Raw genomic sequence first — 22,675 nt, 5'->3', positions numbered from 1 at the left:
CGACCCGGGATCAGCCGGTGATCTCGACCCCGTGCCGAAACACCCGATGGGTCAATGGCATTCCGACTCGGTAGGCCAGGTAGGCGTGACTGGGGGCGTCCAGCACGTGCAGGTCGGCCCACGCCCCCGGAGCGAGGTGGCCGACGTCGTCGCGGCGCAGCGCCGCGGCCCCGCCGGCCGTCGCCGCGTGCACCGCCTCGGCGGTGGACATCGCGCACTGCAGCACGGCCAGCGCGACGACCAGGTTCATCGACGAGGTGTAGGACGAGCCCGGATTGCAGTTGGACGCCAGCGCCACCCGAGCGCCGGCGTCGAGCAGGGCCCGGCCCGGGGCCGGCGGCTGCCGGGTGGACAGGTCGCAGGCCGGCAGCAGGGTGGCCACCGTCGAGGACGCGGCCAGGGCCTCGAGATCGGTCGGGGTCAGGTGGGTGCAGTGATCGACCGAGGCCGCGCCCAGGTCCACCGCGAGGCGCACGCCCGGTCCGGGCCCGAGCTGGTTGCCGTGCACCCGCAGCCCCAGCCCCTTGCGCTGACCGGCGGCCAGCACCCGGCGGCTCTGCGCCTCGTCGAACGCCCCGTCCTCGCAGAACACGTCGATCCAGCGCACCGCATCGGCCACGGCCTCCAGCATCGGCCCGCAGACCAGGTCGACGTACCCGTCGGGGTCCTTGGCGTACTCGACCGGTACGACATGCGCGCCCAGGAAGGTGATCTCGTCGAAGCCGGCGGCGGTCGCGGTGAGCGCGGCCCGGCGCTCGTCGGGCACCGTCAGCCCGTAACCGGTCTTGGTCTCGGCGCAGGTGGTGCCGCCGAGCAGCATCTCGGCCCGGTGCCGGCGGGCGGTGGCCAGCAGGGTCCGGTCGTCCACGGCCCGGGTCGCCTCGACGGTCGCGCGCATGCCGCCCGCCCGGTAGGGCTCCCCGGCCATCCGCGCGGCGAACTCGGCCGACCGATCGCCGGCGTAGATCACGTGGCTGTGCGAATCCACCCAGCCGGGTAGGACGGCCCGGCCGCCCAGATCGACGGCCTGGTCCGCCGGCGGGGCCGTCCCGGCCGGCCCGACCCAGGCCACCCGGCCGTCCTGGATGATCAGCGCGGCGTCCTCGATCAGCCCCAGGGCGGTCGGACCCAGGGTCGGGTCGTTCGTCACCAGCTCCGACATGCCGCGCAGCAGAGTTGATGTCACGTGAGCAAGGTCTCCAGTACGGTTGCCAGCGCCTGTACGCCGACCGCGCAGTCGTCCGCGTCGGCGTGTTCGTCCGGAGCATGGGATACCCCGGCGGGATTGCGGACAAACACCATGGCGGTGGGCACGTGCGCGGCGAAGACGCCGGCGTCGTGCCCGGCCGCGGTCGGGATGACCGGGGCACCCAGCCGGCCGGAGATCTCCAGTCCCAGCCCGGGATCGAAGGCGACCTGGTCGGACATCGACTCGCGCTGCACCATCACGGTGCAGCCCTCGGCGGCCGCCTCGGCCCGGACCTCGGCCACGATCGCGTCCACGATCGCGGCGGTGACCAGGGCATCGGTATGCCGCACGTCCAACCACAGGGCCACCGACGAGGCGATGACGTTGGTGCCGCCGGGTACCGGGGTGATCCGGCCAATGGTGGCGACCGCCCCCTCGAAGCCGCTGAGCACCCGGCGGGCGGCCAGCACCGCGGCCGCGGCCGGGATCATCGGGTCGTGCCGGTCGGCGACCGCGGTGGTGCCGGCGTGGTTGCCCTGCCCGCTCACCGTGATCCGCCAGCGGCCGTGCGCGACGATCTCCGAGGCCACCCCGATCACGGCCAGCGGGTCCACCGAACGCAGCAGCCGGCCCTGCTCGATGTGCAGTTCGACGAAGGTGCCGATGGAGGCCAGCCGGGCCGGGTCGGGTCCCATCGTCGACGGGTCGAAGCCGACCCGGCGGGCGGCGTCGGCGACCGAGACCCCGTCGGCGTCGTGCAGGCGCCGCACGTGGTCGGGGTCGACCGCGCCGGTCAGCAGGCGGGAGCCCAGGCAGGGCAGGCCGAAGCGGCCGCCCTCCTCCTCCATGAAGCAGGCGATGGCCAGCGGCCGGTCGGGAGTGACGCCGCGCAGCCGGAGCTCGTCGACGGCCAGCAGGCCGGACACCACGCCGAGCGGCCCGTCGAAGGCGCCCCCGCCGGGGACCGAGTCCAGGTGTGATCCGGTCACCACCGCCCCCGGCGCCGGCGCGCCCCACCAGGCCCACACGTTGCCGTTGCGGTCGTTCTCGACCTCGAGCCCGCGCCGCTGGGCCTGCTCGACGAACCAAGCCCGCAACTGCATCTCGGCATCGTCGAACACGTGCCGGGAGAACCCGCCGCGCAGCTGGTCGCGGCCGATCCCGGCCAGGTCGGACCAGGCGCTGGCGAACCGGCTGCCGTCCCCCGGCGTCGGACCGAATCTCACGGCGTTCTCCCTGCTCATCGGACCGGGCCGGGTGCGGCCGGCGACCCGGCGGCGAGGATGGCTCCCGACGCCAACAGTGCTACCACGGCCTCGATCTCCGGCGCCAGATGACGATCCGGCCCCGGGCCGGGCACCGCCGTCCGGATGACCTCGCGCATCGCGCCGGTCACCGGGCCCGCGGCCAGCGGCGCGCGCAGGTCCAGAGCTCTTGCCGCGGCGAGCATCTCGATGGCGATGACCTGGCGCAGCCCGTCCACCGCGCGGCGCAGCTTGCGGGCCGCGTGCCAGCCCATGGAAACGTGGTCCTCCTGCATGGCCGACGAGGGGATCGAGTCGACCGAGGCCGGGACGGCCAGCCGCTTGAGCTCGCTGACGATGCCGGCCTGGGTGTACTGGGCGATCATCAGCCCGGAGTCCACGCCGACCTCGTGGGCCAGGAACGGCGGCAGCCCGTGCGACCGGGTGCGGTCGAGCATCCGGTCCGTCCGCCGCTCGCAGATGCTGGCCACGTCGGCCACCGAGATGGCCAGGAAGTCCAGCACGGCCGCGATCGGGGCGCCGTGGAAGTTGCCGTTGGACTCGACCCGTCCGTCCGGCAGCACGACCGGGTTGTCGATGGAGGAGGCCAGCTCCCGATCGGCGACGGCGGCGGCGTACCCCGCCGTGTCCCGCGCGGTGCCGTGCACGGCCGGGGCACAGCGCAGCGAGTAGGCGTCCTGCACCCGGGTGTCCTCGGGCCCGGCGTGCGAGGCAACGATCGGCGAGCCGGCCAGCGCGGCCGCGATCCGGGCCGCACTGACCGCCTGTCCGGCCTGCGGGCGCAACCGCTGCAGGTCTGCGGCGAACACCCGGTCGGTGCCCAGCAGGGCTTCCACCGACATCGCGGCGGCCAGGTCGGCCGCGTCCAGCAGACCGGCCAGGTCGTGCAGGGCCAGCACCAGCATGCCCAGCATGCCGTCGGTGCCGTTGATCAGGGCCAGGCCCTCCTTCTCGGCCAACGTCACCGGGGTCAGACCGGCCTCGGCCAGCGCATCGGCCGCCGGGCGGCGCCGACCCCGCGCGTCGTGCACCTCCCCTTCGCCGATCAGGGTCAGGGCGACGGCGGCCAGCGGGGCCAGGTCGCCCGAGCACCCCAGCGAACCGTATTCGGGGACGACCGGGGTGATCCCCGCGGACAGGGTGGCGGCCAGCAGGGCGGCAGTGGCCGGCCGGACACCGGTGCGACCGCGGGCCAGGGTGGCCAGCCGCAGCAGCATCAGGCCGCGGACCACCTCCCGCTCGACCGGCTCACCGCTGCCGGCGGCGTGCGACCGGATCAGCGACTGCTGCAGCGCCGTCCGCCGGGACGGCGGGATGGACGTCGTGGCTAGGGCACCGAACCCGGTGGAGATGCCGTAGTGCGGGTGCGCGTCGCCGGCCAGGGTGTCCACGACGGCCCGGCTGGCGGCCATCGCGGCCAGCGCGTCGGGGCCGAGGACGACCGGGCGGGCGTGCCGCACGACCGCGACCACGTCGGCCTGGGTCAGGGGCTGGGTTCCGATCTGCAGAGGGCTCGTCACCGCTTCATTGGATGATGCGGACGCACCTCGCCGCGACTGGGCGCCGGCCGATTGTGTCCGGTATACCGGACACATGAGTCGACCGGCGGCCCCCGCCCTGGGCAAGGGACTGGCCGTGCTGCACCTGCTCGCCTCGCGCGCGACCCCGGTGTCGGCCGCGGCCATCGCCCGGGACCTGGACCTGCCCCGCTCCACCACCTACGAGCTGCTCACCGAGCTGGCCGCGGCCGGCTTCGCCGTGCACCTGGCCGAGGACCGCCGATGGGGTCTGGGCCTGGCCGCGTTCGAGATCGGCAGCGCGTACCTGCGCGGGCAGCCGTTGGAGCGGGTGGGCCGGCCGGTGCTGGCCCGGTTGGGTTCGGCCGCCGCCGGCACCGCCCATCTGGGCGTGCTGCACGGCGCGCAGACGCTCTACCTGGCCAAGGAGAAGGCCGGCCGTACCCCGACCCTGGTCACCGAGGTCGGCGTGCGGCTGCCGGCCGCGCTGACTGCCACCGGGCTGTCCATCCTGGCCCACCTGCCGGCCGGGCAGGTGCGGGCGCTGTTCCCCGACCGCGACAGCTTCGTGGACCGGACCGGGCGCGGGCCGCGCACGCTGCCCGACCTGCGCGCCGACCTGACCGTCACCCGGCGCCGTGGCTGGGCGATCGAGGACGGCCGGATCAGCGCCGGCGCGGCGTCGGTGGCCGCCGCGGTGTTCGACCACAACCGGGTTCCGATCGCCGCGGTCGGCATCACCATCGGGCATCGCTGCCCCGCGGTGCGGACCGACGGGACCCCGGCCGAGCGGGCCTGTGGCGCGGACTTCGCCGAGCTGGCCGCGCCGGTACGAGCAGCGGCCCGGGAGATCACCACCGCGATCGGCGGACGCGTCCCGGACTAAAAACCCCGACCCGAACCCGACAACACCGACCGCAACCGGTCCCGGAGGCCGGGAACAAGCCCGCGGCCCCCGCCCCGATGGTGGGGGGCGAGGGCCGCGAGTGAACCGGAGCCGATGGTTGGGGCTCCGGCGGTTCGGGTGGCCCGGACGTCGAACCGCTCGTCCGCAGCCGGTCGGCGGCTAGCCGGCGACCACGTTCTCGGCGGCCGCCGCGGCCATGACGGCATCGGCCACCATCCTGGCCAGGCCCGGGGTGAACGGGTCGGGCACGATCCGGCCGGCGTCCGCCCGGCCGGGCACGGCCGCGCAGATCGCGCCGGCCGCGGCCACCTTCATGCCTTCGGTGATCCGGGTGGCCCGCCCGTCCAGCGCGCCCAGGAAGATGCCCGGGAAGGCCAGCACGTTGTTGATCTGGTTCGGGAAGTCGCTGCGTCCGGTGGCCACCACCGCGGCGCCGTTGGCCAGCGCCTGCTCGGGGTGGATCTCCGGGTTCGGGTTGGCCAGCGCGAACACGATCGGCTGCGGACCCATGGTGCGGACCAGAGCCGGATCGACGGCCCCGCCGGACACCCCGATGAACACGTCGGCCCCGTCCATGGCCTGGGCCAGGTCGCCGGCGAGCCCGCGCGGGTTGGTCACCGCGGCCATCTGCTGCTTGACCGGGTGCAGCCCGTCCCGACCCACCGACAGGATGCCCTTGGAGTCGACCATGACCAGATCCCGCACGCCCGCCGCCAGCAGGATCTTGGCGCAGGCGATCCCGGCGGCACCGGCCCCGGCGATGACGACCTTCAGGTCGACCATCACCCGCTGGATGACCGAGGCGGCGTTCATCAACGCGGCCAGCACGACCACCGCGGTGCCGTGCTGGTCGTCGTGCATCACCGGGATGTCCAGCGCCTCGACCAGCCGCTCCTCGACCTCGAAGCAGCGGGGCGCGGAGATGTCCTCCAGGTTGATCGCGCCGAACGAGGGCGCGATCGCCTTCACCGCGGCCACGATCTCGTCCGGGTCGGTGGTGCTGAGCACGATCGGCACGGAGTCCAGCCCGGCGAACGAGCGCATGAGGGCGGACTTGCCCTCCATCACCGGCAGCGAGGCCTTCGGGCCGATGTCGCCCAGGCCGAGCACGGCGGTGCCGTCGGAGATGACGGCGACCAGGCGGGACGCCCAGGTGTACTCACGCGCCGCCGCCGGGTCGCGGGCGATCAGGCTGGACACGCCGGCCACCCCGGGGGTGTACATCATTGACAGGTCGCGCTTGTCGACCAGCGGCGAGCGCAATTCGATCGAGAGTTTGCCGCCGCGGTGCGCGTCCAGGACGTCGTCGGCGGTGAATCCGCCGGGTCGCGCCACGGGCGCGGGAGCAGGCTGAGCAGGCAGGGTCGTGTCCGGACAGTCGAGGGTGGTGAGCATGGGAGATCTCCGACGAGGTCGAGCAGGCGGCATCCGCCGACAGCGCGGATGAGAGTGATGAGCGGAGCCGGTCAGTCGAGCGCGCGGTGGGCGCTCCGGGCTGCCGGTCCGTATGGGCCTGGTCGGTCCATCGGAAAGGATGCTGGTGATACGGGCACTGCAAAGGGTGAACTCATGATGCACCACGAACGCCGGAAGTCATAACCCCGGCGTGTCCCCGGCGGCAGCGCTGATCAGGCCCGGTGCTCAGGCCCGGTGCTCAGGATGCGGTGATGCTCATCCCGCGGGCGATGCCGTCGATGCGCGCGGCCAGTTCGAGGTCCTTGCCGGTGACCCCGCCCTCGGAATGGGTGGACAGGACGAACAGCACCTCGCGCCAGCGGATGTCGATGTCCGGATGGTGGCCGGCCTCCTCGGCGACCACCGCCACCGCGTCCACCAGGGCGATGGCCGTCGGGAAGTCCGTGGCCCGGTACCGGCAGCGAATGTCGGCGGCGTCGCCGCCCCAGCCGGGCAGGGCGTCCAGGGCAGTGTCGATGTCCGCGGAGCTGAGCAGGCTCATGAAACCAAACTAACCCCGGCCGGGGTGCGATGACGGCCCGTCGACCGGGCCGACTCGTCCTGGTTGGCGGCGCGGCCGGCACGGCCAATAGGATCCGCAATCATGCAGGTCCGCGAGCTCCAGGTACCCGGAGCATTTGAGTTCACCCCCGTCCAGCACGGCGACCCGCGAGGCGTCTTCCTGGAGTGGTTCAAGGTCGAGCGGCTGGAGGAGGCGGTCGGTCACCCGCTGACCCTGGCCCAGGCGAACCTGTCGGTGTCCCGGGCCGGGACCTTGCGCGGCGTGCACTTCTCCGACGTCCCACCCGGCCAGGCCAAGTACGTCACCTGCCCCCGCGGCGCGGTCCTGGACTACATGGTCGATCTGCGGGTGGGCTCGCCGACCTTCGGGGTCTGCGACGTGGTCCGGCTCGACGGCGAGCACCGCCGGGCGGTCTACATCAGCGAGGGCCTGGGCCACGCCTTCGTCGCCCTGGAGGACAACACCACGCTGACCTACCTGTGCTCGACCGGATACTCGCCCGGCCGCGAGCACGGGGTCAACCCGCTGGACCCGGCCCTGAACCTGCCGTTGCCCGAGGGGGTCGACTTCTTGCTCTCGGACAAGGACTCGGCCGCCCCGACCCTGGCCGAGGCGGCCGAGCAGGGACTGCTCCCGGACTGGCAGACCTGCCGGACCTACGTCGACAGCCTGAAAGGCGCCTGATGACCAACCGCATCGCCCTGATCCGGCACGGTCAGACCGAGTGGAGCCGCTCGGGCCAGCACACCTCGACGACCGACATCGACCTCACCGACGAGGGCGTGCACCAGGCCATGACGATCCCCAGCCTGCTCTGGGGCGTCGAGCTGTCCCCGGTGACGGTGTGGAGCAGCCCGCGCCTGCGGGCCCAGCGCACGGCGACGCTGGCCGGCCTGCACATCGACGAGGTGGTGCCGGACCTGGCCGAGTGGGCGTACGGGGACTACGAGGGCATCACCAGCAAGCAGATCCACCAGACCAACCCCGGGTGGTCGATCTTCAAGCACGGCGCCCCCGGCGGCGAGTCACCCGAGCAGGTGGCCGACCGGTGCGACCGGGTGCTGGCCCGGGCCAAGGACAAGCTGGTCGACGGCGACGTGGCCCTGTTCTGCCACGGCCACATCTCGCGGGTGCTGGCCATGCGCTGGCTGGGACTGCCGGTCCAGCACGGCGGGCTGATCCAGATGAACCCGGCGGCGGTGACCGTCCTGGGCACCTACCACGACGAGCCCTGCCTGGACCACGCCAACATCATCCCGTTCCGGCCGCCGCATGTCGGTTCCTGATCCGCGGATCCGGCCGATCGCGCCGGCCGACGTGCCCGCGGTCGTCGCCCTCGTGCACGACCTCGCCGCCTACGAGAAGGCGCCCGAGCAGTGCCACCTGACCGCGGCGCAGCTGCATTCCGCCCTGTTCGGGCCGAGCCCGGCCCTGTTCGGGCTCATCGCCTCCGAGCCGGACGAGCCGGTGGCCGGGTTCGCCCTGTACTTCCTGAACTTCTCCACCTGGGAGGGCGTGCACGGCATCTACCTGGAGGACCTGTTCGTCCGGCCGCAGCAGCGCGGCTCCGGTCTGGGCAAGGCACTGCTGACCCGGTTGGCGCAGATCGCCGTCGATCGCGGCTACGCCCGCGTCGAGTGGTCGGTGCTGGACTGGAACACGCCCTCGATCGAGTTCTACCGGTCGCTGGACGCGGTGCCGATGAACGGCTGGACGACGTTCCGGCTCACCGGTCCGGCTCTGCGAACGGCAGCGGGAACCGGCTGATCCACGCGTTCGTCGGCTTGCTCAGCAGCAGCGCCGCGCCCGCTCCCCCGACCAGCACGAGCAGCGGCCCCCAGAGCAACTGCCCGCTCGGTGCGATCAGCCAGACCCCGATGGCGAACACCACGATCTGCGCCACCAGGCTCGGCGTGCGGGCCCAGCGGCGACCACGCAACAGACCGGTCGCGCACAGGACCAACGCCGCCGCGATCACCAGGTAGTACGCGACCTGGGCCAGGGTCCGGCCAACCGAAAGCGACTCGGACAGTCCGGAGACCAGATTGATCCCGGCCAACGCCAGCAGACCCAGGGCCTCGAGCAGCACCAGGCCGGCGGCGGCCCGGACCGGACCGGGTGGCGGGATGCTCAGCGGCGGCGGATCAGGCTCCACGCTCGCTCCCCACCTCACTGCCTCGTCGCTGCTGCCTCGTGACTGCTGCCTCGTGGAGGCTGCCTCGTGGAGGCTGCCTCGTCACGGCTGGATCAACCGCGCCAGCACCGGCTCACGATACCCACGTAGGCTGCCGGGCGATGCGCGCACTGCTGATCGTCAACCCCCACGCCACCTCCACCACGGAGCGCCGGCGCGACCTGTTGGCCCACGCCTTGGCCGGTGAGCTGTCCCTGAAGGTGGCCCGGACCGAGAGCCGCGGGCACGCCGCCCACCTGGCCGCCGCGGCGGCCGACAGCGGGGTGGACGTGGTGGTGGTGCACGGCGGCGACGGCACCGTCAACGAGGTCGCCAACGGCCTGATGTACCGCGGGGTGCGGCCGGACGTGCCGATGCTGGCGGTCGTCCCCGGCGGATCCACCAACGTCTTCGCCCGGGCGATGGGGGTCGATCCGGACCCGACCGTGGCCACCGAGCAGATCCTGGAGGCGTTGGCCGCGCAACGGGTGCGCACGGTCTCCCTCGGTCGGGCCGACGAGCGGTACTTCACCTTCAACGCCGGCCTCGGTCTGGACGCCGAGACGGTCCGCGCGGTGGAGAAACGGCGGGCCGCCGGCCGCACCATCACCAACGCGATGCATGTACGGGACGCGATCCTGCAGTTCTTCCGGGCCCACCGACGCACCCCACGGATAAGCCTGGAGCTGCCCGGCCGGGACCGGATCGACGACGCCCACCTGGTGTTCGTCTCCAACGTCGACCCGTGGACCTACCTGGGCAACGTGCCGATCCGGACCAATCCCGGCACCTCCCCCACCACCGGCCTGGGCGTGTTCGCGTTGACCAGCATGTCCCTGCCGCATGGTCTGCAGGCCGCCACCGCGATCGTCAGCGGGCGCACCAGCGGGGGCAAACACGTCGTCCGCACCGACGACGTGCCCTGGGCCACGGTGCGCTGCCGGGAGCCGGTCGCCTTTCAGATGGACGGCGATTACCTGGGGGAACGGTCAGAAGTCAAATTCACCTCTGTTCCTCGGGCGCTGCGGTTAGTAGTGTGAGTCCGGCCCGCGGCCCGATGACGCGCCGAGTTCATGGTCACTAACCCTGGTCTGAATCGTGTCGACCAGGCATCATGATTCTCAGGGCCACGGCGTCACGCGATCTTGGAGTGACGTCCGTAACCCCGACGTGACAAAACCTTGACACGAACGTCCCATGTGAAAGCATTCACAAGCAGGTCGTGCGGGGGCGATGAAGCCGCCTGGCGACCAATTCGATACCGGTCGGATCCCACCGATCCGGCGCATGACCGAGGAGCACACCCATGGACTGGCGTCACCGCGCGATCTGCCGCGACGAAGACCCCGAGCTCTTTTTTCCCGTCGGCAACTCCGGCCCTGCACTGCTGCAGATCGCCGAGGCCAAGGCGGTGTGCCAACGGTGCCCGGTGACGAGCGAGTGCTTGGCCTGGGCCCTGGAGACCGGCCAGGACGCCGGTGTGTGGGGCGCCATGAGCGAGGACGAGCGTCGGTCGCTCAAGCGTCGCCGCGCCCGGGCCCGCGCCCGGAGCATGTAACCGCTCCCCTGGTTCGACCTGATCATTTGGTGCGGCCGCGCAGCGGCACCGACATGCGGACGAAAGTTCCCGGCTCCGGCGTGCGGTCACCCATTTCGATGGTGCCCAGAAGCTCGGCCTCGACCAGCGTGCGCACGATCTGCAGCCCCAACCCGGAGGCCTGCTCGACGGCGAAACCGGCGGGCAGGCCCACCCCGTTGTCGCTGACCACGATGTCGAGCTGCTTAGCCGACCGATCGACGGTGATGCGCACCTGCGCCTGCTCGTCGCCCACCGGAGCGTCCGGCGCGGGCTCGAAGGCATGCTGCAGCGCGTTCTGCACCACCTCGGCCAGCACCATCACCAGCGGGGTGGCCAGCTCGGCACCCAGGATGCCGAATGAGCCGACCCGGCGCACCCGCGCCGAGGTCTCGGCCGCGGCGACATCGGAGATCATCGGCACCAGCCGGTCCACGATCTGATCGAGATCGACCCGGTCGTCCGGTGAGGTGGACAGGGTCTCGTGCACCATGGCGATCGAGGCCACCCGGCGCACCGACTCCCCCAGCGCCTGCCGGACCGACGGATCGGCCGAGCGGCGGGCCTGCATCCGCAGCAGCGCGGCCACCGTCTGCAGGTTGTTCTTCACCCGATGGTGGATCTCGCGGATCGTGGCGTCCTTGCTCAGCAGCGCCCGGTCCCGGCGACGGACCTCAGTCACGTCCCGGACCAGCACCAGGGCCCCGGAGGCGCGCCCGTGCGGCCGCAGCGGCAACGCCCGGAACAGCACCGTCGCCGCCTTGGCCTCGACCTCCATCCGCAGGCTCGGCCGCCCGGCGACCGCGTCGGTGATCCGGGTCTCCAGCTCGCTGGCGTCGAACGGATCGTCGATCAGCCCGCGGGTCAACTGGGCCAGCGACTGGCCGAGCATCTCCCCGTTGTAGGCCAGCCGGTGGTAGGCCGACAGCGCGTTCGGGCTGACGTAGACCACCTTGCCGTCGGCGTCCAGCCGGAGCAGCCCGTCCCCGGCCCGGGGCCCGGTGTGCAACTCGGCCGGACGCCCCGGCGGCGGGAAACTGCCGTCGCAGACCATCTGGAACAGATCGTCGGCCGCGTCGACGTAGGCCGTCTCCAGCAGGCTGCCCTCGCGGCCGACCAGGCTGCTGGTGTCGCGTTCGATGATCGCGATCACCTCGCCCAGGTGCCGGACCGGGATGGCCTGCCGGCGGATCCAGCTGCGCGGCGCCTCCAGCGGCGGTTCGTCGGAGACGACCCGCTCCTCTTCCCAGCCCCGCCGCAGCAGGGTGAACTCCGACAACGCGACCACGGCCTTGACCCGGTCGTCGACGAAGGCGGTCACCCCGGTGGTCGGCCGGGCCTGCGCGGCGCAGATCAGCCGGTCAGGTTCGGTCGGCACCCACAGCAGCAGGTCGGAGAAGGACAGGTCGGCCAGCAACTGCCACTCGGAGACGACCGCCTGCAAATGGGCGACCGCCGCCCCGGAGATGCTGGAGTGTTCGGCCAGGACGTCCGACAGCGTCGACATGGAGAAGGGCACGCTCAGGAGATCTCGGCGATCAAATCGCCTTCCTGGACGAGACCACCCTCCGCGACGGCCAGCTTGGACACCGTTCCGTCCACCTCGGCGATCACCGGAATCTCCATCTTCATCGACTCCAGAATCACCAGCGTGTCGCCGTCGGCCACCGTGTCACCCTCGGCGACCAGCACCTTCCAGACGTTGGCCACCATCTCGGCCCGTACTTCCTCGGCCATCCACTTCCCTCCGCCGTGCATGAGGCGTCCATCTTGTCACCTCTCGCGTGGCAAGATGGCGCGGGCCGAGTCAGATCGAAAACCGGAGGAAGTATGAGCAAGCGCGGACGCAAGAAGAAGGCCCGCAAGAAGAGCGGCGCCAACCACGGCAAGCGCCCCAACTCCTGACCCTGGGGCCTGGGGCCGACCCGCGGGCTAGGACTGCTCGCGGGTCACCCGCACCGTGGTGATGTTGATCTCCAGGCTGGCGATCACCCGATGCCGCAGCTGATCGGGGGCGCGATCACCGCCGCACTTGCGGGCCAGCAGCTCCTTGAGCTTTCGATCCAGTCCCGCCTCTTCCAGGCAGGGTGAGCACTCGTCCAGGTGCTGCTGCACCTTGGCCCGGTTCGCCGGGTCCATCTCGTTGTCCAGGAACAGCCACACATCGCGCAGAACGCCCGAACAACCCGAGTCCGGGTCGGCCAGTTCGCTGGGATCACCGCACGTCATCGCCCGGTCCATCCTCTCGTCCGCCTGCCTGGTTTGCGCTCTGGTTGCGCAGGAAGCCCCGCTCGGTCGCGTAATCGGTGAGCAGGTCGCGCAACTGGCGCCGCCCGCGGTGCAGCCGGGACATCACCGTGCCCAACGGGGTGCCCATGATCTCGGCGATCTCCTTGTAGGAGAAGCCCTCGACGTCGGCCAGGTACACGGCCAGCCGGAAGTCCTCCGGCAGCTCCTGCAGTGCTTCCTTGACGTCCGAATCGGGCAGCCGGTCCAGCGCGTCCATCTCGGCCGATCGCAACCCGGTCGAGGTGTGCGATTCGGCCGAGGCCAGCTGCCAGTCGGTGATCTCGTCGGTCGCCGTCACCGTGGGCTGGCGCTGTCGCTTGCGGTACCCGTTGATGTAGGTGTTGGTGAGAATCCGGTATAGCCAGGCCCGCAGGTTGGTGCCCTGGGTGAAGGATTTGAAGGCCGAGAACGCCTTGAGGTAGGTCTCCTGGACCAGGTCCTCGGCGTCGGCGGGATTGCGGGTCATCCGGAGCGCGGCCGCGTACAACTGGTCGATCAGCGGCATCGCCTGTTCGGTGAACCGCTGGCTCAGGTCGTCGTCCACCGAGGTGGTCACGTGCCTCACCTGCCTCGCGGTCGACGAAGGCGGGCGCTGCGCACCCCCCGCGTCGCGACCAGCGCGACGCAGCGTCGAGGGTACCTGCCGCCCTGGGCGGGTCCGTCTCGGCGCCCGTCGCACGGGGCTCTGCTGCAGGATCGTCACGCTGGTTGGAACAGCCCGGACCGGCGGGCTATTCCACCGACCCTGCCATCACCACCCACCGATCCCCGCCCCTGGTCCCCTCCCGCGCACCGCCCGATCACCAGCGGACCGGCAGCTTCTCCACGCTGTAGACGATCGAGGTCTGGCGGAAGGCCAGCTCCGACATCGGCAGGACCGGACGCAGGGCCGGGAACCGGCGGGCCAGCGCGGGGAAGGCGATCCGCAGTTCGATGCGGGCCAGTTCGGCGCCCACGCACCGGTGGATGCCGTAGCCGAAGCCCAGGTGCGAGGTGGCCGGCCGGGTCGGCTCGAAGCGGTCCAGGCCCTCGCCCAGGGCCGGGTCCCGGTCCGCCCCGGACAGCGACACCAGCACCATCTGCCCGGCCGGGATCTCGACGTCGCCAATCTGCACCGCCGTCCGGCTGAACCGGGGGAAGGCCACCTGCACCACGGTCAGGTACCGCAGCAACTCCTCCACGGCCAGGTGCACCGTCTGCTCGTCGGCGTCGGCCAGGTCCCGGTAGTAGTCCGGACTCTGCATCAGGGCCAGCGCACCCAGCGACAGCGACGCCGCCGTGGTCTCGTGCCCGCCGGTGAGAATGCCGTCGGCCAGGCCGGCCAGCTCCCGGTCGGTCAGCTCGTCGCCGTGATCGGTGATCAATTGACCGAGCAGGCCGTCACCCGGCGTCTCCCGCTCCCGGACCACCAGTTTCTGCAGGTAGTCCAAAGAGGTGCCGATGACGTCCAGCGGCGACTCGTCGCCCATCTCGAACCGGGCCGTGGACAGCGCCTGGAATTCCTCGCGATCGGCGTACGGCACGCCCAGCAGCTCGCAGATCACCAGCGACGGGATCGGCATGGCGAACAGATCGACCAGGTCGGCGCCCGGCCCGGCCGCCTCGATCGCGTCCAACTGCCCTTCGACGATCTGCTCGATCCGGGGCCGCAGCCGCTGCAGCTTGCGCATGGTGAATTCCGGCGTGAGCAGCCGGCGCAGCTTGGTGTGGTACGGCGGGTCGGTCATGCCCAGGCCGCCGGGGTCTTCCTCGGTCTCGTTGGTCAGGTTGCCGATGTCGTTGCTGAAGGTGGTCGCGTCCCCCAGTACCTGCTTGGCCTCGTCGTAGCCGCTGACCAGCCAGGCGACGATGCCGAACGGCAGCTCGAGCTTGGCCACCGGCTCACTGGCCCGGCGCTGCGCCAGCTCCGCGATCGGATCCAGCCCGTCACGGGACAACAACAGCGGAATCGGCAATGCTTCGGTCATAAGGGAAGGGTGGCACAAACCCTGTCCGGTCCGGCACCGGCTTGGCTGTCGGCCTGTCGGGGTACTGTCTGCCGCGAGCACGCGACCCAGGCCTACCCGAGAGGGACCGCCCGTGATCAGCTTCGAATCGGTATCCAAGATCTACCCGGACGGCACCCATGCCGTGGAGGAACTCTCCCTGGAGATCGCGACCGGCCGCATCACGGTATTCGTGGGCCCGTCCGGCTGCGGCAAGACGACCTCGCTGCGCATGATCAACCGGATGATCGAGCCCACCCACGGCGTGCTGTCCATCGACGGGCGGGACATCTCCACCGTCGACGCCCCGGTGTTGCGGCGCGGCATCGGGTACGTCATCCAGAACGCCGGCCTGTTCCCGCACCGCACAGTGCTGGACAACGTGGCCACCGTGCCGGTCCTGCAGGGCCGCAGCCGCCGGGAGGCCCGGCTGGCGGCGGCCGAACTGCTGGACCGGGTGGGCCTGGACCGCAACCTGGCCAAGCGCTATCCGGCCCAGCTCTCCGGCGGGCAGCAGCAGCGGGTCGGGGTGGCCCGGGCCCTGGCCGCCGATCCGCCGGTGATGCTGATGGACGAGCCGTTCTCCGCGGTCGACCCGGTGGTCCGCAACCAGCTGCAGGACGAGCTGATCCGGTTGCAGGCCGATCTCGGTAAGACCATCGTGTTCGTCACCCATGACATCGACGAGGCGGTCAAGCTCGGCGACCGGATCGCGGTCTTCGCGGTCGGCGGCCGGCTGGCCCAGTACGCCGAGCCGGCCGAGGTGCTCAGCCGGCCGGCGGACGATTTCGTCGCCGACTTCGTCGGCCGGGACCGCGGTTACCGCGCCCTGTCGTTCGTCACCGGCGACCTGCCGGTCCGGCCGGAGCAGACGCTGACCTTGGGCGCCCCCGTGCCTCGCGGGGCCGGCAGCGCCGCCGAGGGCATCTCCGCCGATCACGGGCGCTGGATCCTGGTGGTGGACGACGACCGCCGGCCGCGCGGCTGGCTGGACTGCGCGGCGGTCCCGGTCGGGCATCCGGTCGGGGTCGACGATCTCGTGCTGGGCGGCTCGCTGGCCGCGCCGGACGGATCCCTGCGCCGGGCCCTGGACGCGGCGCTGTCCTCCCCGTCCGGGCGCGGCGTGGCGGTCGATGCCGACGGCGCCGTAGTCGGCACCATCACCGCCGCCGAGGTGCTGACCGCGATCGAGCAGTCCCGTGGTCCGGACAAGGTCACGACATGAACTGGGAGTGGCTCAGCCGCAACGCCCAGCAGATCCTGGCCTGGACGCTCGATCACGTCTGGTTGGCCGCCGCCCCGACCGTGCTGGGCCTGCTGCTGGCCCTGCCGCTGGGCGCGATCGCCCACCGGTACCGGTGGTCGTACGCCACCCTGATCACCCTGGCCGGCCTGCTCTACACGGTGCCGTCGATCGCGCTGTTCGTCGTCCTGCCCGCCGTGCTGGGCACCCGCATCCTCGATCCGCTCAACGTGGTCGTCGCGCTCACCCTGTACACCGTCGCCCTGCTGGTCCGGGTGGTGGCCGACGCGCTGGACGCGGTGCCGCCCCTGGTGGTGGCCAGTGCCACCGCGATGGGCTACCAGCCGTTGCGCTCGCTGCTGACGGTGCAGCTGCCGCTGGCCATCCCGGTGATCGGGGCCGGGCTGCGGGTGGCGGCCGTGTCCAACGTCAGCCTGGTCTCGGTGGCCGCGTTGCTGGGCATCCCGCAGCTCGGCCAACTGTTCACGGTCGGGTTCCAACTGGACTTCTTCACCCCGATCTGGGCGGGCATCGTGCTGTGCCTGGTGCTGGCCGGGATCTTCGACGCGATCATCCAGATCCTGGTGCGGATCACCACACCATGGGCCCGGGCGGTGAAGGCCAGGTGAGCGGCGCGTGGACCTGGTTGACCGACCCGGCGAACTGGAGCGGAACCGGCGGCGTCTGGAACCGGCTCCTGCAGCACCTGGGGTACTCGCTGCTCGCGCTGGCCATCGCCCTGGCGATCGCGCTGCCGCTGGGCGCGCTGATCGGGCACACCGGCCGGCTCACCGGGCTGGTCTCCGGCGTGGCCAACGCGTTGCGCGCCCTGCCCAGCCTGGGCCTTCTGATCCTGCTCGCGCTGTGGGGGCTGCACACGTTCAAGGGCGACATCGCGCTGCTCGGCCCGGCCATCGCGGTGCTGGTGATCCTGGCCGTGCCGCCGATCCTGTCCAACACCTACGCCGGCATCGCCAACGTCGACCCGGCCGCTCGGGACGCGGCCCGGGGCATGGGCATGACCGGGTCCCAGGTCCTGCTGCGGGTCGAGCTGCCGGTCGCCCTGCCGCTGATCATGTCCGGCCTGCGGTCGGCGTTCCTGCAGGTGGTGGCGACCGCTACGATCGCCGCGGTGGTCGCGCTGGGCGGCTTCGGCCGGTACGTCATCGACGGCCTGGCCCAGCAGAACTACTCGATGATGGTGGCCGGCGCGTTCCTGGTGGCCGTGCTGGCCGTGCTGGGCGACCGGATCCTGGCCGTCATCGGCCACTTCGTCATCTCCCCCGGGCTGACCGGGCGGGCCGAGCGCCGGCGCAAGCCGGCCGCGACCACGGCGGACCTGGTCGTCGCCCGCGGCGAGACGGCCGACCGCCCGTGACCCGCCACCCCGACTTCGCCGCCCAGTTCCGATGTCGTACCCCGATGCGACCATCAGCCCGCACCCACCGATCAAGGAGATTCGCATGACCATGCGCACCGGCCGCCGACGCGGCCTGTTCCGAACCGCCGGCCTGCTGGCGGCCGGCCTGGCCGCCGCCCTGACCATCTCGGCCTGCGGCGGCGGTTCGTCCAACCCGCTGGACACCAGCACCTCGGCCGCGGCATCCGGACCCGCGTCCGGATCGGCGGCCGCCGGCGGCGGCAAGATCGTCGTCGGCTCGGCCAACTTCCCCGAGAGCGCGCTGCTGGCCAACATCTACGCCGCGGCGTTGACCAAGGCCGGCCTGGACGCCTCGACCAACCTGAACATCGGCAGCCGCGAGGTCTACATCAAGGCCATCCAGGACGGGTCGATCGATCTGGTGCCCGAGTACTCCGGGGTGCTGCTGCAGTACTTCGATCCGACCGCCACCGCGGTCTCGGCCGACGACGTCTATGCGGCGCTGGTCAAGGCCACGCCGCAGGGCCTGGTCGTGCTGGAGAAGTCGGCGGCCGAGGACAAGGACGCGGTGGTGGTCACCAAGGCCACCGCGGAGGCCAACAACCTCACGTCCATCGCCGACCTCGCCCCGGTCGCCTCCACGTTCATCCTGGGCGGACCGTCCGAGTGGGAGACCCGGCCCACCGGCGTGCCCGGGCTCAAGGAGAAGTACGGCCTGACCTTCAAGGAGTTCAAGGCGCTGGACGCGGGCGGACCGCTGACCCTCAACGCGCTGCTCAGCGATCAGGTTCAGGCGGGCAACCTGTTCACCACCGACCCGGCCATCCCGGCCAACGATCTGGTCGTGCTGGAGGATCCGAAGAATCTGTTCGCCGCGCAGAACGTGCTGCCGTTGATCCGGTCGGACGCCAACAACGCGCAGGTCACCGAGGCGCTCAACGCGGTGTCGGCCAAGCTGGACACGGCCACGCTGACCGAGCTGCTGACCAAGGTCGCCGTGGACAAGCAGGACTCCGCGCAGGTCGCCCAGGAGTGGGTGGCCCAGAACCTGAGCTGAGCCGAACCTGAGCGGGACCCGGGGCGCTGTTTCGGGTCCGGTCAGGACGTCCGGGACGGGCCGGCCGGTGCGGTGATCTCACCGGCCGGCCGGTCCGGGGCCCGGACGAAGTCGGCCAGCACGGCGGCGAACCGGTCGGGTTCGTCCAGGTGCGGGAAGTGGCCCGACCGCGGCAGGATCTCCACCCGGCTGTGCGGCAGTTCCGCCCGGGCCGCCTCCAGGTGGGAGGACGGAATCATCCGGTCGCCCGCGCCCCAGATCAACAGCACCTCCCGGGCGGTGAGCCCGGACAGCCGGCTGCGGGCGCTGACCGTCTGCCCACCGGCATCGATCACCGAGCGGCTGGTGGCCAGGAACGCCCGCCGGGTGTCGGCGTCGGCCAGCGAGGTCAACGACTGCCAAGCCTGCGTGGAGCTGGGACTGACCGCGGGCAGTCCGACCCGGCGCCAGAGCCGCAGCGCGGAATCACCCACCCCGTGCAGCCAGCCCGAGGCCAGCACCGGCAGCACGAGCTCGCTGCCGGGCAGCGTGGCCGCCCGCAGCAGCGGGTTGAGGTCGCGGCCCAGCCCGCCCGAGCTGACCAGCACCAGCCGGTCGACCCGTTCGGGAAACAGGTAGGCCAGCTGCATCGCGATGCCGCCACCCAGCGAATGCCCGACCACCGTCGCCGACGGCACGTCCAGGGCATCGAGCAGGTCGCGCAGGCTGGCTGCGTGCGCTCCGAGCGAGTAGTCGCCCAGGGGTTTGTCCGACTCGCCGTGGCCGAACAGGTCGGGCGCCAGCACCCGGTGGTCGGCGGCCAGCCGGTCCCACTGGTCCGCCCAGGTGGTGCGGGCGCTCATCATCCCGTGCACCAGCAGGATCGACGGGCCGGACCCGACATCGGTCAGGGCCATCCGGTGGCCGTGCAACTCCAGGAACCGGGTCTGCTCCGGCATGCCGATCTCCTCGAAGTTACCCGCCGGTAACGACGCTACCCCAGCGGGCGGGGAAACATGTTCGGAATCTGACCCGCCTACGTTGGGCTCATGGGAACCCGCAGACTGTCGATCGGCTGCGATTTCCGGTACTCCGCGGCCGTGCCGACCCCGGCGGTGGTGCAGGTGACGCCGCTGGGCGGCGAGGGCGTCAGCATCGAGGTCGAGCAGTGGTACCTGGAGCCCGCCCAGGACCGCACCCACGAGTACCGCGACCTGTACGGCAACCGCTGCCAGCGGATGGTGCTGCCGGCCGGCAGCTCGCGCATCGGCTACCAGGCCCTGGTCACGGTGCCCGACGCCACCGAGGACGCCGACCCGTCCGCCCCCGAATGGGCTCCGCAGGCGCTGCCCGACGACGTCCTGGTCTATCTGATGCCGAGCCGGTACTGCCTGCCGGACATGCTCGGCCAGGAGGCGTGGTCCCGGTTCAGCCTCATCCCGCCCGGCTACGGCCGGGTCCAGGCCATCTGCGACCACGTCAACAACCACCTGCAGTTCGCCTACGGCAGCAGTTCTCCGACCTCGACGGCCGTCGACGTGAACACCTCCGGGTTCGGCGTCTGCCGCGACTTCACCCACCTGGCGATCACCTTCTGCCGGGCGCTGAACATCCCGGCCCGCTACGTCTTCGGTTACCTGCCCGACCTGGACGTGCCGGTCGACCCGGCGCCGATGGACTTCGCCGCCTGGATGGAGGTCTGGCTGGGCGACCGCTGGTGGACCTTCGATCCCCGCAACAACCGGCGCCGCAAGGGTCGGGTGCTGATCGGCCGCGGCCGGGACGCCTCCGACGTCGCCATGATCACCTCGTTCGGTGGTCCCACCCTGGAGTCGATGTCGGTGATCGCGCACGAAGTGGTCGGCCAGTAGGGTTTGCCGCTGTGGCCGGCGCACCGACTCCGGCGATCGCCGTGCTCACCCGCGCGAAGGTCGCCCACACCCTGCAGCCGTACCACCACGACCCGGCGACCACCGCCTTCGGCGACGAGGTCGTGCAGGCCCTGGGCTGGCCGGCGGACCGAGTGTTCAAGACCCTGGTGGCCACGGTCGACGGGAAGCTGACGGTCGGGATCGTGCCCGTCGCCGCCCAGCTGGACCTCAAGGCGCTGGCCGCCGCCGCCGGCGGCAAGAAGGCCGGCATGGCCAAGGTCGCGGACGCCGAACGCTCCTCCGGGTACGTCGCCGGCGGCATCTCACCACTGGGGCAACGCAAGCCGCTACCGACCGTGATCGATGAGACGGCGACACTGTTCGACACCATCATGGTCAGCGCCGGGCGTCGCGGCCTGCAGGTGGAGCTGGCTCCCGACCAGCTGGCCAGACTGACCCGGGCAATCTTCGCCCCCATTGCATCAGGATGACCCTCGGTTGCACCTATCCCTGGACCCACGGGTCCAGATGAGTGAAGATCACATCCGATGTCCGTTCTGATCGGTCGCTGCTCAGCCAGGGCGACCGACGCGGCCCGCATAAGGGGGTATCCGGGTGAGCCATCCGCCCGTTCGACCCGCACCACCACCACCGTCCACCCGACCGGCCGGCCCGCCGTCCGCCCACCCGTCCGGGTCACCACCCGGCGCGGGGGCCCGGGCCGGCGGCGACCTCACCCAGGAACTCATCGACACCGACATCTGGACCGACGAGATGGTCCAGCGCGCCGGCATCCCCATCATCGACACCAAGTTCGTCACGGTCGGTGGTGGGATCGGCTCGTTCGTCACGGTCGACTTCCTGCGCATCTACGGCGTGCCCGCCCAGGACATCACCGTGCTCACCCAGCTCGAGACGCCCTGGCAGAGCTATGAGTACCTGACCCGGGTGTCGCAGATCCCCCGGGGCGAGCGGCTGCGCTCGGACTCCAAGTCCACGCCGGACAACATCTGGGGCTTCCCCTCCTACGCGGTCCGCGAAGCGTTCGGGGCCAAGGGCGTCTCCGGCTTCGTCAAGCCGCTGTGGAACGTGCTGACCGAGCCCATCATCGAGAACTACTACACGCCCAAGGCCGGGCAGGCGTTCGAGACGATGGAGCGCGAGTCCAACCGGATCGGCTACCAGCAGTGCGTGCGCAAGGGCCAGGTCCGGATGGTCCGCCGGCGCCGCGAGGGCGGCTACTTCACCATCCTGACGCCGCCGCCGGGCGCCACCGCGACCAAGCGCCTGGCCTACCGCAGCCCGTTCGTGCACATCGCCATCGGCTACCCGGGGCTCAAGCTGTTGCCCGACCTGCAGCGCTACCGCGAGTACTACCGCGACCCGTCCCGGGTGGTCAACGCCTACGAGCCGCACGAGCACGTCTACCAGCAGCTGGCGCTGCGGCCGGGCACCGTGGTCATCCGGGGCGGCGGCATCGTCGCCTCCCGGGTCCTGCAGCGGCTGATCGACGACCGGGACAGGAACCGGCTGCAGACCCAGATCATCCACGTGTTCCGCACCTACATCACCGGCGCGCACGGCCCGAACGTCTTCAAGCGGCGCCGCGGCGGCGACGGCTGGGCCTACCAGGGCTTCAACTACCCCAAGTCGGTGTGGGGCGGTCAGCTCAAGGCCAAGATCCGGGGCCTGGAGGGCGAGGAACGGGCCCAGGCCTACAAGGAGATGGGCGGCACCAACACCCCCATCCGCAAGTCGTGGCAGGAGCAGCTCAAGCGGGGTCGCCGGGAGGGCTGGTACCGCACCGTCACCGGTGAGGTCAGCGAGTTGCGACCCGGGCCCAGCGGGCAGGGCGTGATCACCTACCTGCAGCCCAAGGGCCAGACCGGCTCGCCGGGGCAGACCGTGGAGATCTACTCCGACTTCGTCATCGACTGCACCGGCCTGGAGGCCGACATCCGGGAGCACCGGGTGCTGGCCGATCTGCTCGATCACTCCGGCGCCGGCCGCAACCCGGTCGGCCGGCTCGATGTCGACCGCAGCTTCGAGGTGATCGGCACCCGCAGCCAGCCGGGCCGGATGTATGCCTCCGGCAGCGCCACCCTCGGCGGGTACTTCCCCGGCGTCGACACCTTCCTCGGTTTGCAGATCGCCGCCCAGGAGATCTGCGACGACCTGGTCAAGCTCGGCTTCTGCAAGAAGTTCGGCGTCGCACAGTCGACCAAACAGTGGTGGCGCTGGGCCCGTCACCGCAGCATCTAGGGG

General features: G+C 71.4%; 26 protein-coding genes. 14 read left to right on the top strand and 12 right to left on the bottom strand.

Features of this window, described 5'->3' with window-relative positions; genetic code table 11:
• Nucleotides 1–10: 10 nt before the first annotated feature.
• Genes hutI through hutH form a run of 3 tightly spaced genes read right to left on the bottom strand, consistent with a single transcriptional unit; the run spans nucleotide 11 to nucleotide 3,974 of the window.
• Nucleotides 11–1,186, bottom strand: a complete 1,176-nt coding sequence (gene hutI, locus NAMU_RS07105) for an imidazolonepropionase (protein ID WP_015746731.1) — start codon at nucleotides 1,184–1,186, stop codon at nucleotides 11–13.
• Nucleotides 1,183–2,433 (bottom strand): allantoate amidohydrolase, encoded by a 1,251-nt coding sequence (locus tag NAMU_RS07100; RefSeq protein ID WP_015746730.1) that lies wholly within the window; start codon nucleotides 2,431–2,433, stop codon nucleotides 1,183–1,185. Before NAMU_RS07100 ends, hutI begins: the two co-directional genes overlap by 4 nt.
• Entirely contained in the window at nucleotides 2,430–3,974 is a 1,545-nt protein-coding gene (gene hutH, locus NAMU_RS07095) for a histidine ammonia-lyase (RefSeq protein ID WP_015746729.1), read from the bottom strand. The genes NAMU_RS07100 and hutH overlap by 4 nt, the downstream gene beginning before the upstream one ends.
• Nucleotides 3,975–4,047: 73 nt before the next feature.
• On the opposite strand from hutH, the gene NAMU_RS07090 reads away from it, so the two are divergent.
• On the top strand, nucleotides 4,048–4,857 hold the full coding sequence (locus NAMU_RS07090; protein ID WP_015746728.1) for an IclR family transcriptional regulator: 810 nt from the start codon (nucleotides 4,048–4,050) through the stop codon (nucleotides 4,855–4,857).
• 180 nt (nucleotides 4,858–5,037) lie between these two features.
• Here the strand turns inward: NAMU_RS07090 and NAMU_RS07085 are convergent, their stop codons facing one another.
• Both NAMU_RS07085 and NAMU_RS07080 read right to left on the bottom strand, forming a co-directional pair.
• Nucleotides 5,038–6,273 carry an NAD(P)-dependent malic enzyme gene (locus NAMU_RS07085; protein ID WP_015746727.1) on the bottom strand — a complete coding sequence of 412 codons (1,236 nt, stop codon included), beginning with the start codon at nucleotides 6,271–6,273 and terminating at the stop codon, nucleotides 5,038–5,040.
• A gap of 259 nt (nucleotides 6,274–6,532) precedes the next feature.
• Nucleotides 6,533–6,835, bottom strand: a complete 303-nt coding sequence (locus tag NAMU_RS07080) for a 4a-hydroxytetrahydrobiopterin dehydratase (RefSeq protein ID WP_015746726.1) — start codon at nucleotides 6,833–6,835, stop codon at nucleotides 6,533–6,535.
• Between the two features lie 102 nt (nucleotides 6,836–6,937).
• On the opposite strand from NAMU_RS07080, the gene NAMU_RS07075 reads away from it, so the two are divergent.
• The 3 genes from NAMU_RS07075 to NAMU_RS07065 are packed head-to-tail and all read left to right on the top strand — an operon-like array spanning nucleotide 6,938 to nucleotide 8,623.
• Nucleotides 6,938–7,540, top strand: a complete 603-nt coding sequence (locus NAMU_RS07075) for a dTDP-4-dehydrorhamnose 3,5-epimerase family protein (RefSeq protein WP_015746725.1) — start codon at nucleotides 6,938–6,940, stop codon at nucleotides 7,538–7,540.
• Nucleotides 7,540–8,142, top strand: coding sequence for a histidine phosphatase family protein (locus NAMU_RS07070; RefSeq protein ID WP_015746724.1), 603 nt, complete (start codon nucleotides 7,540–7,542; stop codon nucleotides 8,140–8,142). The genes NAMU_RS07075 and NAMU_RS07070 overlap by 1 nt, the downstream gene beginning before the upstream one ends.
• The gene (locus NAMU_RS07065) at nucleotides 8,129–8,623 is read left to right on the top strand and encodes a GNAT family N-acetyltransferase (RefSeq protein WP_015746723.1); all 495 of its coding nucleotides are present in this window, start codon (nucleotides 8,129–8,131) and stop codon (nucleotides 8,621–8,623) included. The genes NAMU_RS07070 and NAMU_RS07065 overlap by 14 nt, the downstream gene beginning before the upstream one ends.
• On the opposite strand, the gene NAMU_RS07060 is transcribed toward NAMU_RS07065, so the two are convergent.
• Nucleotides 8,583–9,011: a hypothetical protein gene (locus NAMU_RS07060; protein WP_015746722.1), complete on the bottom strand. Its 429-nt coding sequence runs from the start codon at nucleotides 9,009–9,011 to the stop codon at nucleotides 8,583–8,585. The genes NAMU_RS07065 and NAMU_RS07060 overlap by 41 nt on opposite strands.
• A gap of 140 nt (nucleotides 9,012–9,151) precedes the next feature.
• Between NAMU_RS07060 and NAMU_RS07055 the strand changes: the two genes are divergently transcribed.
• Nucleotides 9,152–10,069, top strand: coding sequence for a diacylglycerol/lipid kinase family protein (locus tag NAMU_RS07055; RefSeq protein WP_015746721.1), 918 nt, complete (start codon nucleotides 9,152–9,154; stop codon nucleotides 10,067–10,069).
• Nucleotides 10,070–10,335: 266 nt separating this feature from the next.
• Nucleotides 10,336–10,587 (top strand): WhiB family transcriptional regulator, encoded by a 252-nt coding sequence (locus tag NAMU_RS07050; RefSeq protein ID WP_015746720.1) that lies wholly within the window; start codon nucleotides 10,336–10,338, stop codon nucleotides 10,585–10,587.
• 22 nt (nucleotides 10,588–10,609) lie between these two features.
• Here NAMU_RS07050 and NAMU_RS07045 read toward each other — a convergent pair whose 3' ends face one another.
• Nucleotides 10,610–12,112: a sensor histidine kinase gene (locus tag NAMU_RS07045; RefSeq protein WP_015746719.1), complete on the bottom strand. Its 1,503-nt coding sequence runs from the start codon at nucleotides 12,110–12,112 to the stop codon at nucleotides 10,610–10,612.
• Between the two features lie 14 nt (nucleotides 12,113–12,126).
• The gene (locus NAMU_RS07040) at nucleotides 12,127–12,342 is read right to left on the bottom strand and encodes a biotin/lipoyl-binding carrier protein (RefSeq protein ID WP_015746718.1); all 216 of its coding nucleotides are present in this window, start codon (nucleotides 12,340–12,342) and stop codon (nucleotides 12,127–12,129) included.
• 93 nt (nucleotides 12,343–12,435) lie between these two features.
• Between NAMU_RS07040 and NAMU_RS31715 the strand changes: the two genes are divergently transcribed.
• Nucleotides 12,436–12,510, top strand: a complete 75-nt coding sequence (locus NAMU_RS31715; protein WP_407669231.1) for a 50S ribosomal protein bL37 — start codon at nucleotides 12,436–12,438, stop codon at nucleotides 12,508–12,510.
• Between the two features lie 27 nt (nucleotides 12,511–12,537).
• Here the strand turns inward: NAMU_RS31715 and rsrA are convergent, their stop codons facing one another.
• The 3 genes from rsrA to NAMU_RS07025 form a co-directional block, all read right to left on the bottom strand.
• On the bottom strand, nucleotides 12,538–12,834 hold the full coding sequence (gene rsrA, locus NAMU_RS07035) for a mycothiol system anti-sigma-R factor (RefSeq protein WP_041369995.1): 297 nt from the start codon (nucleotides 12,832–12,834) through the stop codon (nucleotides 12,538–12,540).
• Nucleotides 12,821–13,459 carry a sigma-70 family RNA polymerase sigma factor gene (locus NAMU_RS07030; protein WP_407669207.1) on the bottom strand — a complete coding sequence of 213 codons (639 nt, stop codon included), beginning with the start codon at nucleotides 13,457–13,459 and terminating at the stop codon, nucleotides 12,821–12,823. Before NAMU_RS07030 ends, rsrA begins: the two co-directional genes overlap by 14 nt.
• A gap of 235 nt (nucleotides 13,460–13,694) precedes the next feature.
• Nucleotides 13,695–14,861 carry a cytochrome P450 gene (locus NAMU_RS07025; protein WP_015746715.1) on the bottom strand — a complete coding sequence of 389 codons (1,167 nt, stop codon included), beginning with the start codon at nucleotides 14,859–14,861 and terminating at the stop codon, nucleotides 13,695–13,697.
• 112 nt (nucleotides 14,862–14,973) lie between these two features.
• On the opposite strand from NAMU_RS07025, the gene NAMU_RS07020 reads away from it, so the two are divergent.
• From NAMU_RS07020 to NAMU_RS07005, 4 genes are all read left to right on the top strand, one after another.
• A complete protein-coding gene (locus NAMU_RS07020) occupies nucleotides 14,974–16,104 on the top strand; it encodes an ABC transporter ATP-binding protein (protein WP_015746714.1) in 1,131 nt (376 codons plus the stop codon).
• Complete coding sequence (locus tag NAMU_RS07015; protein WP_015746713.1) at nucleotides 16,101–16,751, top strand: ABC transporter permease; 651 nt, start codon at nucleotides 16,101–16,103, stop codon at nucleotides 16,749–16,751. Before NAMU_RS07020 ends, NAMU_RS07015 begins: the two co-directional genes overlap by 4 nt.
• On the top strand, nucleotides 16,748–17,500 hold the full coding sequence (locus NAMU_RS07010; RefSeq protein ID WP_217180771.1) for an ABC transporter permease: 753 nt from the start codon (nucleotides 16,748–16,750) through the stop codon (nucleotides 17,498–17,500). Before NAMU_RS07015 ends, NAMU_RS07010 begins: the two co-directional genes overlap by 4 nt.
• An 85-nt stretch (nucleotides 17,501–17,585) precedes the next feature.
• Nucleotides 17,586–18,560, top strand: a complete 975-nt coding sequence (locus NAMU_RS07005; protein ID WP_015746711.1) for an ABC transporter substrate-binding protein — start codon at nucleotides 17,586–17,588, stop codon at nucleotides 18,558–18,560.
• Nucleotides 18,561–18,601: 41 nt separating this feature from the next.
• Here NAMU_RS07005 and NAMU_RS07000 read toward each other — a convergent pair whose 3' ends face one another.
• Nucleotides 18,602–19,498, bottom strand: a complete 897-nt coding sequence (locus NAMU_RS07000) for an alpha/beta fold hydrolase (protein WP_015746710.1) — start codon at nucleotides 19,496–19,498, stop codon at nucleotides 18,602–18,604.
• A 90-nt stretch (nucleotides 19,499–19,588) separates the two neighbouring features.
• Here NAMU_RS07000 and NAMU_RS06995 point away from each other — a divergent pair, with 90 nt between their 5' ends.
• From NAMU_RS06995 to NAMU_RS06985, 3 genes are all read left to right on the top strand, one after another.
• Entirely contained in the window at nucleotides 19,589–20,410 is an 822-nt protein-coding gene (locus NAMU_RS06995; protein ID WP_015746709.1) for a transglutaminase-like domain-containing protein, read from the top strand.
• A gap of 11 nt (nucleotides 20,411–20,421) precedes the next feature.
• A complete protein-coding gene (gene ybaK, locus NAMU_RS06990; protein WP_015746708.1) occupies nucleotides 20,422–20,901 on the top strand; it encodes a Cys-tRNA(Pro) deacylase in 480 nt (159 codons plus the stop codon).
• A 124-nt stretch (nucleotides 20,902–21,025) separates the two neighbouring features.
• Entirely contained in the window at nucleotides 21,026–22,672 is a 1,647-nt protein-coding gene (locus tag NAMU_RS06985; RefSeq protein WP_015746707.1) for an FAD/NAD(P)-binding protein, read from the top strand.
• Nucleotides 22,673–22,675: the final 3 nt, after the last annotated feature.

The sequence above is a fragment of the Nakamurella multipartita DSM 44233 genome (assembly GCF_000024365.1).
Lineage (GTDB): Bacteria > Actinomycetota > Actinomycetes > Mycobacteriales > Nakamurellaceae > Nakamurella > Nakamurella multipartita.
The sequence above is the reverse complement of the archived record's forward strand: the minus strand, read 5'-3'. Positions and strand labels throughout refer to the sequence as shown.